The organism is Actinosynnema pretiosum (assembly GCF_002354875.1).
Classification (GTDB): Bacteria; Actinomycetota; Actinomycetes; order Mycobacteriales; family Pseudonocardiaceae; genus Actinosynnema; species Actinosynnema auranticum.
In genome coordinates this window covers 2,678,532-2,690,354 of the sequence record NZ_CP023445.1, presented here as the reverse complement: position 1 = coordinate 2,690,354, position 11,823 = coordinate 2,678,532, and the positions used below count along the sequence as shown (strand labels likewise).

Annotated in this window: 13 protein-coding genes; 8 read left to right on the top strand and 5 right to left on the bottom strand. The window is 72.1% G+C overall.

Going from position 1 to position 11,823, the window contains the following annotated elements; all coding sequences use genetic code 11:
* Positions 1-87: 87 nt before the first annotated feature.
* Positions 88-552, bottom strand: a complete 465-nt coding sequence (locus CNX65_RS12180) for a MarR family winged helix-turn-helix transcriptional regulator (RefSeq protein ID WP_232520149.1) — start codon at positions 550-552, stop codon at positions 88-90.
* A gap of 655 nt (positions 553-1,207) precedes the next feature.
* Between CNX65_RS12180 and htpG the strand changes: the two genes are divergently transcribed.
* Together htpG and CNX65_RS12170 are read left to right on the top strand one after the other, a co-directional pair.
* The gene (htpG, locus tag CNX65_RS12175; RefSeq protein ID WP_096492888.1) at positions 1,208-3,151 is read left to right on the top strand and encodes a molecular chaperone HtpG; all 1,944 of its coding nucleotides are present in this window, start codon (positions 1,208-1,210) and stop codon (positions 3,149-3,151) included.
* A 143-nt stretch (positions 3,152-3,294) separates the two neighbouring features.
* Positions 3,295-3,624 (top strand): DUF6204 family protein, encoded by a 330-nt coding sequence (locus CNX65_RS12170; protein WP_096492887.1) that lies wholly within the window; start codon positions 3,295-3,297, stop codon positions 3,622-3,624.
* Positions 3,625-3,705: 81 nt separating this feature from the next.
* Here the strand turns inward: CNX65_RS12170 and CNX65_RS12165 are convergent, their stop codons facing one another.
* Complete coding sequence (locus CNX65_RS12165) at positions 3,706-4,416, bottom strand: SDR family NAD(P)-dependent oxidoreductase (RefSeq protein WP_096492886.1); 711 nt, start codon at positions 4,414-4,416, stop codon at positions 3,706-3,708.
* A gap of 92 nt (positions 4,417-4,508) precedes the next feature.
* On the opposite strand from CNX65_RS12165, the gene CNX65_RS12160 reads away from it, so the two are divergent.
* Positions 4,509-5,417 (top strand): helix-turn-helix transcriptional regulator, encoded by a 909-nt coding sequence (locus CNX65_RS12160; protein ID WP_096492885.1) that lies wholly within the window; start codon positions 4,509-4,511, stop codon positions 5,415-5,417.
* 70 nt (positions 5,418-5,487) lie between these two features.
* Here CNX65_RS12160 and CNX65_RS12155 read toward each other — a convergent pair whose 3' ends face one another.
* Entirely contained in the window at positions 5,488-6,108 is a 621-nt protein-coding gene (locus tag CNX65_RS12155; protein WP_096492884.1) for a cyclase, read from the bottom strand.
* Between the two features lie 344 nt (positions 6,109-6,452).
* Between CNX65_RS12155 and CNX65_RS12150 the strand changes: the two genes are divergently transcribed.
* Together CNX65_RS12150 and CNX65_RS12145 are read left to right on the top strand one after the other, a co-directional pair.
* On the top strand, positions 6,453-6,869 hold the full coding sequence (locus tag CNX65_RS12150) for an RbsD/FucU family protein (protein ID WP_096492883.1): 417 nt from the start codon (positions 6,453-6,455) through the stop codon (positions 6,867-6,869).
* 170 nt (positions 6,870-7,039) lie between these two features.
* Complete coding sequence (locus tag CNX65_RS12145; protein WP_096492882.1) at positions 7,040-7,591, top strand: snapalysin family zinc-dependent metalloprotease; 552 nt, start codon at positions 7,040-7,042, stop codon at positions 7,589-7,591.
* Positions 7,592-7,741: 150 nt separating this feature from the next.
* Here CNX65_RS12145 and CNX65_RS12140 read toward each other — a convergent pair whose 3' ends face one another.
* A complete protein-coding gene (locus CNX65_RS12140) occupies positions 7,742-8,314 on the bottom strand; it encodes a TetR/AcrR family transcriptional regulator (protein ID WP_232519796.1) in 573 nt (190 codons plus the stop codon).
* Positions 8,315-8,554: 240 nt separating this feature from the next.
* On the opposite strand from CNX65_RS12140, the gene CNX65_RS12135 reads away from it, so the two are divergent.
* A complete protein-coding gene (locus CNX65_RS12135) occupies positions 8,555-9,769 on the top strand; it encodes an MFS transporter (protein WP_232519795.1) in 1,215 nt (404 codons plus the stop codon).
* A 32-nt stretch (positions 9,770-9,801) separates the two neighbouring features.
* Here the strand turns inward: CNX65_RS12135 and CNX65_RS12130 are convergent, their stop codons facing one another.
* The gene (locus CNX65_RS12130) at positions 9,802-10,260 is read right to left on the bottom strand and encodes an Lrp/AsnC family transcriptional regulator (protein ID WP_096492879.1); all 459 of its coding nucleotides are present in this window, start codon (positions 10,258-10,260) and stop codon (positions 9,802-9,804) included.
* Positions 10,261-10,406: 146 nt separating this feature from the next.
* Here CNX65_RS12130 and CNX65_RS12125 point away from each other — a divergent pair, with 146 nt between their 5' ends.
* Together CNX65_RS12125 and CNX65_RS12120 are read left to right on the top strand one after the other, a co-directional pair.
* Positions 10,407-11,081 carry an AzlC family ABC transporter permease gene (locus CNX65_RS12125; protein ID WP_096492878.1) on the top strand — a complete coding sequence of 225 codons (675 nt, stop codon included), beginning with the start codon at positions 10,407-10,409 and terminating at the stop codon, positions 11,079-11,081.
* Positions 11,074-11,400: a branched-chain amino acid transporter permease gene (locus CNX65_RS12120; protein ID WP_096492877.1), complete on the top strand. Its 327-nt coding sequence runs from the start codon at positions 11,074-11,076 to the stop codon at positions 11,398-11,400. The genes CNX65_RS12125 and CNX65_RS12120 overlap by 8 nt, the downstream gene beginning before the upstream one ends.
* Positions 11,401-11,823 lie beyond the last annotated feature (423 nt).

Genomic DNA, 11,823 nt, shown 5'->3' with positions numbered 1-11,823 from the left:
GTGGTGGTGCGGGCGGCCGTCGTGCTCGGGCGGGCCCGCGCCTGCCAGTCAGGACCGACCAGTCAGCACCGAGTCAGTCCGCACCGGTCAGTCCGCGCCGGTCGGCTCCTTCCCCGGCGCGGCGTCCGTCTCCAGCACGGCGACCAGCCTGCGCACCTCGCCGTCGCGCACGTCCGGCACCGCGTCGAGCAGCCTGGCGTCCAGGCTGTTCAGCACGCGGTCGGCGGCCGTGAGCATCTCGCCGCCCGCGCCCGTGACGTCCAGCAGCGCCCTGCGGCCCCGGCCGGTCCGGGAGCGCTCGACCGCGCCGAGGTCCTCCAGGCGCAGGATCGTGGCGTGCGCGCTCTGGGCCGTGATCCCCATGCGCCGGGCCAGGTCGCTGCCCGACAGCTCCGCGCCCCTGGCCAGGTGGCCCAGCGCGTCCAGGTAGCGCAGCGTCAGGCCGTAGTCGGCCAGCTCGTCCTCGATGCGGCGGCGCGCCGAGCGCCCCGCCTCGACCAGCGCCATCGCCAGGTAGCCGGCGAAGGCGGATTCAACCCCCTGCGTGTCCACAGCAGACAAAGCGGTTCCGCTCCCTCCACATTCCGCTCGCCCCATCCCCCGCACGAACGCGCCACCGACCGTCCACAGCGGACTCCGAGCCCAGGACACCCCGACCTGGCGCGGATGCGGTGGCCCGCCCTCCCAGTATGGCGGGACCGCGGCGACGGCACTCGGAAAACCGAAAAACCGGAGCCGGCCGCTTTCCGCACAAATGCAGATCAAACGCGGCCGGACCGGCGGTGGCGGTGGGGGCGCGCGGCTTTTCCCCGGACGCGCGGACCTGCCGCGACGTCCTCCCCCACCCGCCCCCCAGTCGCCGGGAAAGCCCTTGCCTCCAGCGGGTTCCCCACAACCGCGCGGCTCAACCCCGGCGCGGGCCCGCGCGCCCGAACGTCGGAACCCGGTCACGCGATTTCACACCGATCACACCCGGAGCGCTGTTTTCGGGCTTGGCCGAACGTTTCCCCGGAGGCGGGCGAGAGCGGGGAGGACTTTCCCGGCGGATGCCTCGGGGGGCGTTTAGCGCGGGCGCATACTCCCCCTCCGGGCGACGTTTTCCCGAGTTCCGGGCGGGCCGGACCGGGCGGTTCCGCTCGGGGGGCGCGCCCGCTCGATATCATGGCGGGTCGGCAGTCCCGATCGAATCGCAAGAGAGGTCACGCACGTGGAAACGCTGGAGTTCCAGACCGAGGCGCGCCAGCTCCTCAACCTGATGATCCACTCGATCTACTCGAACAAGGACACGTTCCTTCGCGAGCTGGTGTCGAACTCCTCGGACGCGCTGGACAAGCTGCGCTTGGAGGCGTTCCGCGACAAGGACCTGGACGTCGACGTGTCGGACCCGCACATCGACCTGGTCCCGGACCCGGTCACGCGCACCCTGGTGATCAGGGACAACGGGATCGGCATGTCGCGCGACGAGGTCGTCGGGCTGATCGGCACGATCGCCAGGTCGGGCACCGCCGAGTTCCTGCGCAAGATGAAGGAGGCCCAGGACTCCTCGCAGCAGGAGCTGATCGGCCAGTTCGGCATCGGGTTCTACTCGACGTTCATGGTCGCCGACCGGGTCGTCATGGTCACCAAGCGGGCCGGGCACGACAAGGGCGTGCGGTGGGAGTCCACCGGCGAGGGCAGCTACACGATCGAGGAGGTCGACGACGCGCCGCAGGGCACGTCGGTGACCCTGCACCTCAAGCCCGCCGACGAGGAGGACCAGCTCCCCGACTACACGTCGGCGGCGAAGCTGACCGAGATCGTCAAGAAGTACTCGGACTTCATCACCTGGCCGGTGCGGTTGGTCGAGCCCGCCAAGCCGGTGGCGGCGGACGCGACGGACGCTGAGGACGCGGAAGACGCGGCGGAGGGCGAGGAGGCCGAGGCTCCGGCCGCGCCGGAGCCGAAGGTGCTCAACTCGGGCAAGGCGCTGTGGGCGCGCTCGTCCAGCGAGGTGAGCAAGGAGGAGTACGCCGAGTTCTACCGGCACGTCAGCCACGACTGGAACGACCCGCTGGAGACCATCCGGCTCCAGGCCGAGGGCGCGTTCGAGTACCAGGCGCTGCTGTTCCTGCCGTCGCGGGCGCCCATGGACCTGTTCATGCGCGACCACAAGCGCGGCGTGCAGCTCTACGTGAAGCGCGTCTTCATCATGGACGACTGCGAAGAGCTCATGCCCGAGTACCTGCGGTTCGTCAAGGGCGTGGTGGACGCGCAGGACCTGTCGCTGAACGTCTCGCGGGAGATCCTGCAGCAGGACCGGCAGATCCAGCTCATGCGGCGCAGGCTGGTCAAGAAGGTCCTGTCGACCATCAAGACCATGCTGAACGACCGGCCCGAGGACTACGCGGTGTTCTGGCGGGAGCTGGGCACCGCGCTCAAGGAGGGCCTGCTCAGCGACGTCGACAACCGCGACGCGATCCTCGCGGTGTGCTCGTTCGACTCGACCGAGGACGCCGAGAAGAAGACCACCCTGGCGCAGTACGTCGAGCGGATGAAGGACGGCCAGGAGCACATCTACTACATGACCGGTGACTCGCGCACCGCCGTGGAGAACTCCCCGCACCTGGAGGCGCTGCGCGCCAAGGGGTACGAGGTGCTGATCATGACCGACCCGATCGACGAGATGTGGGTCGACTCGGTGCCGGGCTTCGACGGGCGGACGTTCCAGTCGGTGGCCAAGGGGCAGGTGGACCTGGAGAGCGAGGAGGAGAAGGCCGCGGCGGCCGAGCGCGTCGCGGACTTCGCCGAGCTGACCTCGTGGATGACCGGGCTGCTGGCGGAGCAGGTCAAGGAGGTGCGGCTGACCTCGCGGCTGACCACCTCGCCCGCGTGCGTGGTCGGCGACGCGCACGACCTGACGCCCACGCTGGAGAAGATGTACCGGGCGATGGGGCAGGAGCTGCCGCCGGTCAAGCGCATCCTGGAGCTGAACCCGGAGCACCCGCTGGTGTCGGGGCTGCGGACGGCGTTCGCCGAGCGGGAGGACCGGGAGTCGCTGACCGGGACCGTGGAGCTGCTGCACGGGATGGCGCTGCTGGCCGAGGGCGGGGAGCTGGGCGACCCGTCGCGGTTCGTGCGGCTGCTGGCGGAGAACCTGCAGCGCGGGCTGTGATCCGGTGAGGCCGCGGGCGCGTCGTCCCCCTCGCGGGGGCGGCGCGCCCGTAATCCCGTTGCGGGCGGCGGGGACGGGTGAGCAGGATGGCGCGGTTTCCGGGGCGTCCGGTTCGCGGGCGTCCGCGTCGTCAGGAGGAGCTCGTGGCCGATCACACCTACCGGGTCATGGTGCGCGGGAGGTTCGCGGACCTGGACGAGACCGGGCGGGCGCGGTTGCTCGCCGAGGCCGGGGAGCACGACGTGCTGCGCGGCGGGTTCTCGGACGAGGGCGCGCTGAGCTACGACGCGAAGCTGGACTTCTTCAGCTTCCGGGTGCAGGTCCGGGCGGCCGAGGACGCCGGGGACCGGGCGGTGTCCGAGCGCGGGATGGCGCTCGCCGGGCGGGCCGTGGACGCGCTCGGGGTGGACTTCCGGGACATGAGGGCGACCGTGACGGACGTCGACCTGATCAAGGTCAAGCGGAAGCGGTAGCGCGGGCGGGGCGGGAGCGGGTTCGCTGGGCGCGACCCCGGTGGGCGCCGGGGTCGCGCGGTCGGGGTGGGGCGGGTCGGGTCACCAGGGCACGGGCGCGCCGTCCCAGGAGTGGAAGCCGCCGGTGGGGCCGGCCGCGTCGAGCAGGGCCAGGCGGACCGCGCCCGCCGCGCCCTCGGCGGGGTCGCCGCCGAGTTCGGCGGCTCGGGCGTTGAGGTCGGTCGCGCGCAGGCCGGGGGCCAGGGCGTTGACCTTGAACGGGTCGCCGAGGGACTGGGCGTAGAGGACGGTCAGGGCGTTGAGCGCGGTCTTGGCGGAGCGGTAGGCCGCCGCCGCGCCCCGGTGGGCGCCCAGGCCCGCCGGATCGGCGGACGCGGTGAGCGAGGCGGTGCCGCTGGAGACGTTCACGATGCGGGGGGCGCTGGAGCGGCGCAGCGCGGGCAGGAACGCGTTGGTGACGGCGACCACGGCGAACACGTTGGTCTCGTAGACGCGGCGCAGGACCTCGGGGGTGGTGTCCTCGGCGGTGGAGCCCTCGTCGGAGATGCCCGCGTTGTTGATCAGGACGTCCAGGTGCTCGACGGTTCGGGCCGCGGCGGCGGTGGACGCCGGGTCGGTGACGTCCAGGAGCAGGGGGCGGGCGTTCGGGCCGATGGCGGCGGCTGCCGCGGCGCCGCGCTCGGGGTCGCGAGAGCCGACCAGGACGGTGTGGCCCAGGTCCGCGAGCTGCTGGGCGATGTGGCGGCCGATGCCCTTGTTGGCCCCGGTGACCAGGGCGGTGGGGGTGTTCACGGGGACGACGGTGCCTCGGGTGGGGGGCGGGCAGCCAGGGACGAGGTGTACCAGGGAGGGTGGGGGCTGGTTTCGGGGTCGGGAGGTGTTCGGTGGCGCGGGCGGAGTTGGCGAGGTTCCTGCGGGAGCGGCGGGAAGGGGTGGCGCCGGAGGCGGTGGGGTTGCCCGCCGGGGGTGTGCGGCGGACGCCGGGGCTGCGCCGGGAGGAGGTGGCGCGGCTGGCGAACGTGTCGGTGGACTACTACGTGCGGTTGGAGCAGGCACGTGGGCCGCGGCCGTCGGCCGGGGTGCTGGAGGGGGTGGGCGGGGCGCTGCGGTTGTCGGCGGCCGAGCGCAGGCACCTGTTCCGGTTGGCCGGGGTGGCCGCGCCCGCGGTGGGCGGGCCCGCGCGGGTGGTGCGACCGCACGTGGCGGCGTTGCTGGAGCGGGTCGGCGGGGCGGCGGCGCTGGTCACGGACGCGACGTACGAGGTGGTGGCGGCAAACTCGGTGGCGCGCGCGGTGTTCGGCGGGCGTCCGGGGAACCTGGCCAGGGCGCGGTTCCTCGGGGACGGGGGCGGTGGCGCGGGCGGGGGCGGGAACGGCAACGGGAACGGCGGGATGGCCGAGGTCAGCGGGGGTGAGGAGTTCGGGGCGATCGTGGTGGCGCGGCTGCGGCGGGCCTCGGCGCGGTACCCCGGTGACGCGCGGCTCGCCGGGCTGCTGGGTGAGCTGCGGGCGGGGAGCGCGGAGTTCCGGGCGGTGTGGGACAGCGATCCGGTGCGGGAGCCGGGGCACCGGCGGAAGGTCGTGGCGCACCCCGAGGTCGGGGAGCTGCGGGTGGCGTGCGATGTGCTGGAGGTGCCCGAGGACGACCAGCAGGTCGTGTTCGTCACCGCCGATCCGGGGAGCGCGTCGGAGGCCGCCCTCCGGGAGTTGGCGGGGCGGGCGTTGGCGGGACGGGAGTCGGCGGGGCGGGAGTTGGCGGAGGAAGAGTCGGCGGCGGCGCGGGCGCGGCGGTGATCGCGCCCGCGCTTCTCCACCGGGTGGTCGTGCGCCGGGCCCGAGGGGCGTGGGCCGGGCCGGGCGCGGGTCAGACGATCGCGGTCGTGGTGATCACCGGGTTCGGGTCGGGGTAGCAGGCCGCCGGGACGCTCACGTCGAGCAGCACGCGCACGATCGCCGTCGCGGTCAGGCCGGGGTCGGTGTAGCCGGTGCCGTGCAGGGTCGTGGTCGCGGTGGTGCCCGGCGCGCCCGCGACCACGTTCAGGGTGATCGTCGGCAGCTCGAACGACGCGCCGCCGCTGACCGGGCCCGACGCGGTCAGGGTCGCGACGCCGCCGCTGACGGACAGGGCCGTCGTGCCGACGTTCACGCCGCCCGACAGCGAGCCCGAGGCGAACGTGGTGTTGGCCGGGATCGGGACCTTGAACACCAGGTTCTGCACCCGGCGCAGGGTGAAGCCGCCGACCGACGCGGGCGCGGTGGCGGCGGCCGGGTCGACCACGATCGCGAACGTGCTGCCGGAGGCGGCGGTCGCGGGCGCGGAGACGTCGGCGGGTTGGGTGAGCGAGAAGTCCTGGGCGCCGAAGGGCGTGTTGGCGCGGCAGGCGTAGGCGACGGTGGTGGGCGTGGCGCTCGCGGCCGGTGCGAGCGCCAGCGCGGGGAGGGTGGCCAGGAGGGCGGCTGCGGCACGGCGCAGGGTCGGCTTCATGGGTCTCTCACCTCGTCCGGTCGGTGGTGTGTGAGGTCCGCGCGGCCCAACCATGGTTGCTCCGGGCGGACGTGCCGGACAAGGGGTGGGAGTGCGGCTGGAAAGCGCCTTCCCGGTCGCGGGAGCGCCCACCGTCAGCGGGCGCTGCTCCGAACGGGCCACCGGTGGGCTCCGGGCGGCGCGGCGGGCCACCCGCACGGCCCAGCGGTGGCAGCGGGCAGGCGTCGGGCGGGGGCGGGCGGGTTTCGGGCGGGTGGACTCGAATTCCTCCTTGCGCCAAGGTGGAAAACGTAGTGTTAGCGTTCACATTGGTCCGTTCGCACCACCTCCGGGAGGCCGCCCAGATGCTCCGCTACCCGCTGCTGCACCCGCCCCTGCTCGCCGTGCTCGCCGCGTCCGGCCACGGCAGCAAGGTGCTCATCGCCGACTCGAACTACGCCCACCGCACCAACGTCCACCCCGCCGCCGAGGTCGTGCACCTGAACCTGACGCCGGGACTGCTGACCGTGGACCAGGTGCTCGCCCCGGTGCTGACGGCGGTCCCGGTGGAGGCGGCGCACGCCATGCGGCCCGACGAGGGCGGCACGCCGGAGGTGTGGGCCGACTACGAGCGGCTGCTCGGGCCGGACCTGCCGCTCCAGCCGTTGGGGAGGCAGGACTTCTACGACACCTGCAAGTCGTCCGACCTGGCGGTGTGCGTGGCCACCGGCGACACCCGGCTGTACGCGAACGTGCTGCTGACGATCGGCTTCGTGGCGTAGCGGCGGGTCCTTTGCGCGCCCTTGGGCCGGGGTTGGCGGGGCGTTGACCGGCGGGCCGGGTTACCTACTTGTGGGGGCTGGCGGGTCGGCGGCGGGGCTGGTTGCTTGGAACGCGGGGCCCCACCCTGCACCGGGGTCCCGCGTTTTCCCTGTGACACGAGGAGACGACCATGCTCGTGCGAAAGGTCGCGCGTGCCGCTGTTGCCGCGCTCGGTCTGCTGCTGCCGCTCGCGGTGGTGGCGCCGGTGGCGTCGGCGGAACCGGTGGCGCTGGCGCGCACCCTGTACTACGACACCAGCCAGGCCCAGGAGTTCGCCGCCGACTGGGACGTGGCCGCCGCGAACTGGAACAAGTCGGTGAGCAACGTCAAGCTGGCGAAGCGCACGTCGACGTCCGGCGTGAACATCCGGATCTACGCGGACAACGGCTGGCCGCGCGCCTACCCCGGCACGCTGGGCAACGGGACGGTCTACATGGGGCGCGAGGCGGTGAACCAGGGGTACTACCGGCCCCGGATCGCGACCCACGAGATCGGGCACCTGCTGGGGCTGCCGGACCGGCGGACCGGGTTGTGCACGGACCTGATGTCGGGGTCCAGCGCGCCGGTGGCGTGCAAGAACGACCTGCCCAGCTCGGCCGAGAAGGCCGAGGTGGAGCGGCGGTTCAGCGGGTCGGCGGCGGTGACCGCGAAGGCGGTCGCGGAAGCGAGTTACGTGTACTGAGCCCCGGTGTGGGTTGAGCCTCGCTGTGGGTTGAGCCTCGCTGTGGGTTGAGCCTCGCTGTGGGTTGAGCCCCGGTGTGGGTTGAGCCCGGTGTGGAGTGGGGGCGGGTCCGGCGTGCGCCGGGCCCGTCCTTCCCGTTCCAGGGGCTGATTACGACCAGGCTTTGAGCAGGAGCTCGGCGTGCGCGTCGAGGAGTTCCGGGGAGAACTCGTCGTCCACTTCCAGGACCCGCGTGAGCACCGGTCCGACGAGCTGGGCGGAGGCGAGCGCGGGGGGCGGCATCGCGGGGGCGACGGGGCGGACGCGGCGGAGCACCTCGCCGGTCGCGGTGCTGACGACGTCGGCCTCGCGGACGAGGTCGCGGACGGCCGGGTCGTGCTGGGCCTCGCCGAGGAGCGCGCGGTAGGCGAGGCCTGCGGGCGAGGTGGTGAGGAAGCGCCCGAGGGCGTCCAGGTACGACACCAGCTCGGAGCGCGCGGTGGGCATCGGGGCGGCGACCAGCTCCTCGCGCACGTCCTCCAGGCACGCCTCGACCAGGATCTCGGCCTTGGTCGCCCACCACCGGTAGACGGTCTGCCGCCCGACCCCGGCCCGCTCGGCGATGCCCTTCATGGTCATGGCCGCGTACCCGACCTCGACCAGCAGGTCGTCGGCGGCTTCGAGCACCGCCTTGCGCGCCACGTCGCTCCGGGGCCTGCCGGGACCGGCTGAGTCTTGTGCCACGGTCGCAGTTTAGCGAGACATCGTGTCTCGGAACTGTGGTAGCGTCCGCTGCGCCCGAATACGAGACATGGTGCCTCGTTTTTGAGGGTGGAGGAGGGACGGACCATGTGCTCCGCCTGCGGGACGCCCGGACACGTCGTCGAGCCGGGACCCCCGACCGGAACGACAGCAGGAGCGGGGATGGGGGTGGGGATGGGGACGGGAACAAAGGCAGCGGTGCGAGTGGCGCGGTTCGCGGCGTTGCGGAACAAGGATTGCCGTCCTTACCTGTTCGGCACGGGATTGGCCATGATGGCCGACAACATCGAGCACGTCATCACGTACTGGGTGTTGTGGGAGCGCTTCCACTCCCCCGCGCTCACCGGGTTCCAGGTGATCAGCCACTGGGTGCCGTTCCTGCTGCTGTCGGTGTGGTTCGGCGGGCTCGCGGATCGGTACGACTGCCGCAGGCTCATCCAGGCCGCCCAAGGGCTGTTCATGTTCGTGTCGGCCGCCTGGGGGGTGCTGTTCCTGACGGGCGCGTTGCAGGTGTGGCACGCGTGCGTGCTGCTGGTGCTGCACGGGTGCGCCGGGGCGATGTGGGGACCCGGCGAGCAGATGCTGCTGCACGACTTCGTCTCGCGGGAGGAGCTGCCCAGCGCGGTTCGGCTGAACGCGACGTTCCGGAGCCTGGGGGTGCTGTTCGGGCCGGTGGTCGGGTCGGCGCTGCTGCTGGGGCTCGGGCCGACGTGGGGGATCTTCGCGAACATCGCTTTTTACCTGCCGCTGACGCTGTTCCTGTTCCGGACGCGGTTCACCGGGCACGTCAGGGAGGGCGGTGCGCGGAAGGCCAGGGTGGGGGTGCGGGATGCGGTCAGGGTGCTGCGGGACGTGCGCGGTGACCGGACGCTGGTGAGCATGATCGCGTTGGCGGGGTTGGGGTCGTTCCTGGTCGGCGCCTCGATGCAGTCGGCGATGCCGGTGTTCGCGCACGACCTGGGGGCCGGGTCGGCGGGGGTGGCGTACGGGGTGCTGCTGTTCGCCAACGGGGCCGGTGGGGTGATCGGCGGGCTGGTGCTGGAGGCCACCGGGTGGGTGCGGCCGAAGGTCGGGGCGGCGATCGCGGCCACGGCGCTCTACGGGGTGACCACGGTGGTGTTCGCGCTGTCCGGGAACTACGCGGTGGCGGTGGTCGCGCTGGTGGTGGGCGGGGTGGCGAACCTGGCGTCGATGTCGATCACGCAGACGGTGGTGCAGTTGCTCGCGCCCGCGGCGGACCGGGGGCGGGTGATCGGGTTGTACAACGTGTCGGCGGGTGGGTTGAAGGCCGGGAGCGGGTTCACGGTGGGGTTGCTGGGGGCCGTGGTGGGGCTGCACTGGTCGCTGGCGGTCAGCGCGGGGGTGCTGGTGGTCGGGGCCGGGGTGGTTGCGGCGCACGCGTTTCGGGGGAGGGTGTTTGGTCAGGCGGTCGGTTAGGCGGGTGGTCAGGCGGTCGGTTAGGCAGGTGGTCAGGTCGTCTTCTTGAGGGTCTTCATGTTCTGGTGGGAGACGATGCGGTTGACGGCTTTGAGGGTGCTGAGCTTGTTCATGATGAAGCCCTCGTAGGCGGCGCTGTCCGCGACGTTGACGCGCAGGTAGTAGTCGGGGAGGCCGAACAGGCGGAGGACCTCGGTGACCTCGTCGTAGGAGGTGATCGCGGCCTCGAAGTCGACGACGGTCTGGCGGTCGTTGAAGGTGATCTCCACGGCGACGACCACCTCGAACGGGCGTCCTGCGGCGGTGGGGTCCAGGACGGCTCGGTAACCGGCGATGACGCCGTCCCGCTCCAGGCGCTGGACCCTGCGCAGGCAGGGGGCCGGGGTGAGGCCGACCCGGCGGGCCAGCTCGGTGTTGCTGAGCCTGCCGTCCTCGGAGAGTTGCAACAGGATTGCTCGGTCTGTGTCGTCTAGTTTGGGTTTGTTGCTCATTTGGCGATTATAAGGCGACGTGGAGCAATCCAAGCGGGGGTTGGGGGACATAAAGTTGTGGCATGTCGGTTTCTTCCCCTGCCGCCGTTGAGGGCGCTGTTGAGAGCGCCGTCGAGGGCGGGGGTGTGTCGCGAGGGCTTCGGGACATGCTTCCCGCGGCGCTTGGCGCGGTCCCGCTCGGGCTTGCGTTTGGTGTTCTTGTCACCCACACGGGGCTCGCCTGGTGGTGGGGGACGGTGTTCGCCTCGGTGGTGTTCGCCGGGTCGTTCGAGTTCCTGCTGCTGGGGCTGGTGATGGCGGTGGCGCCGCTGTCGCAGATCGCGGTGACGGCGTTCCTGGTGAACTTCCGGCACGTGTTCTACGCGCTGTCGTTCCCGCTGCACCGGGTTCGGGGGGCCGGGGCGAAGGTGTACAGCACGTTCGCGCTGACGGACGAGGCTTGGGCGTTGACCGCGTCACCGGAGGCTCGGGGGTGGAGCCGGGGGCGGATCCTGGCGATCCAGGGCGGGTTCCACGTGGTGTGGGTCGCGAGCGTGACGGCGGGCGGGCTGGTCGGGAACCTGGTGCCGGAGGGTGTGCACGGGTTGGGGTTCGCGTTGACGGCGTTGTTCCTGGTGCTGGGGATCGACGCCTACCGGGTGCGGCGGAAGCTGCCCGCGCCGATCGCCGCGGTGGTGTGCGCGGTGGTGTCGGGGGCGGTGTTCGGCGAGGGGATGTTGGTGGGGGCCATGGGGTTGTTCACGGGGTACCTGGTGGTGACGTTCCTGGTGGAGCGGCGCAGGGGGCAGCGCGGGGGGCAGCGCGGGGGGCGTCGTGCCTGAGGCTCCGTACCTGGTGGCGGCGGTGTTGGTGAGCGCCGGGGTGACGTGGGGGTTGCGGGCGTTGCCGTTCACGTTCCTGGGGCGGTTGCGGTCCAGTGAGTTGTTGGCCCACGTGGGGGATGGGTTGCCGGTTGGGGTGATGTTGATCCTGGTGCTGCACACGGTGCGGGAGACCGAGCTGGGGGATGTGCGGCAGGCGGTTCCGGTGGTGGTGGGGTTGGCGGTGACGGGTGGGTTGCATTTGTGGCGGGGGAATGCGTTGTTGAGCATTTTCAGCGGGACTGCGGCGCATGTGGTGTTGGCCAGCGCGTTGTGGTGAGGGGTGGGAGTGGGGGGCGGGGGCGGCTGTGGGGGCGGCGAGATCAAGATCAAGGGCTGAAGATCACAAGCTGAAGGGCACGCCTCGCCGGCGGGGCAGACCTCCAAAAAAGAGGGGGACGGGCTCTGCCGGCCGGTGGCCGTTCCGTGGGTGGTCCGGTTTACCCCTGCGGTGGTCCGGGTCCCTCTTTCCCGTGTGGCCTCCTTTCAGGCAAGCACGCTCGTCAAGACGCCGTTTGGCTCGGGCGGTCTTCCGGGCAGTGCGGCGGCGTCTTGACAAGCGTGCTCGGGCTTCGCCAGGCCAAACGGGAAAGAGGGACGCGGGTGAGTGTGCTGCGGGCTCGCTGCGCTCGCCCCGCAGCCCGCGAAGCGGTCGGGGCTGGGGCGCATCTCGGCTGTGCGGGGTTCGAGCTCTGGCTGCGCG

What these genes read in the sequence shown, in the direction of transcription:
- CNX65_RS12130 (WP_096492879.1), bottom strand. Translation starts at nt 10,260, where the DNA reads ATGAGCAACAAACCCAAACTAGACGACACAGACCGAGCAATCCTGTTG.
- CNX65_RS12125 (WP_096492878.1), top strand. Translation starts at nt 10,407, where the DNA reads ATGCTTCCCGCGGCGCTTGGCGCGGTCCCGCTCGGGCTTGCGTTTGGT.
- CNX65_RS12155 (WP_096492884.1), bottom strand. Translation starts at nt 6,108, where the DNA reads ATGAAGCCGACCCTGCGCCGTGCCGCAGCCGCCCTCCTGGCCACCCTC.
- CNX65_RS12150 (WP_096492883.1), top strand. Translation starts at nt 6,453, where the DNA reads ATGCTCCGCTACCCGCTGCTGCACCCGCCCCTGCTCGCCGTGCTCGCC.
- CNX65_RS12145 (WP_096492882.1), top strand. Translation starts at nt 7,040, where the DNA reads ATGCTCGTGCGAAAGGTCGCGCGTGCCGCTGTTGCCGCGCTCGGTCTG.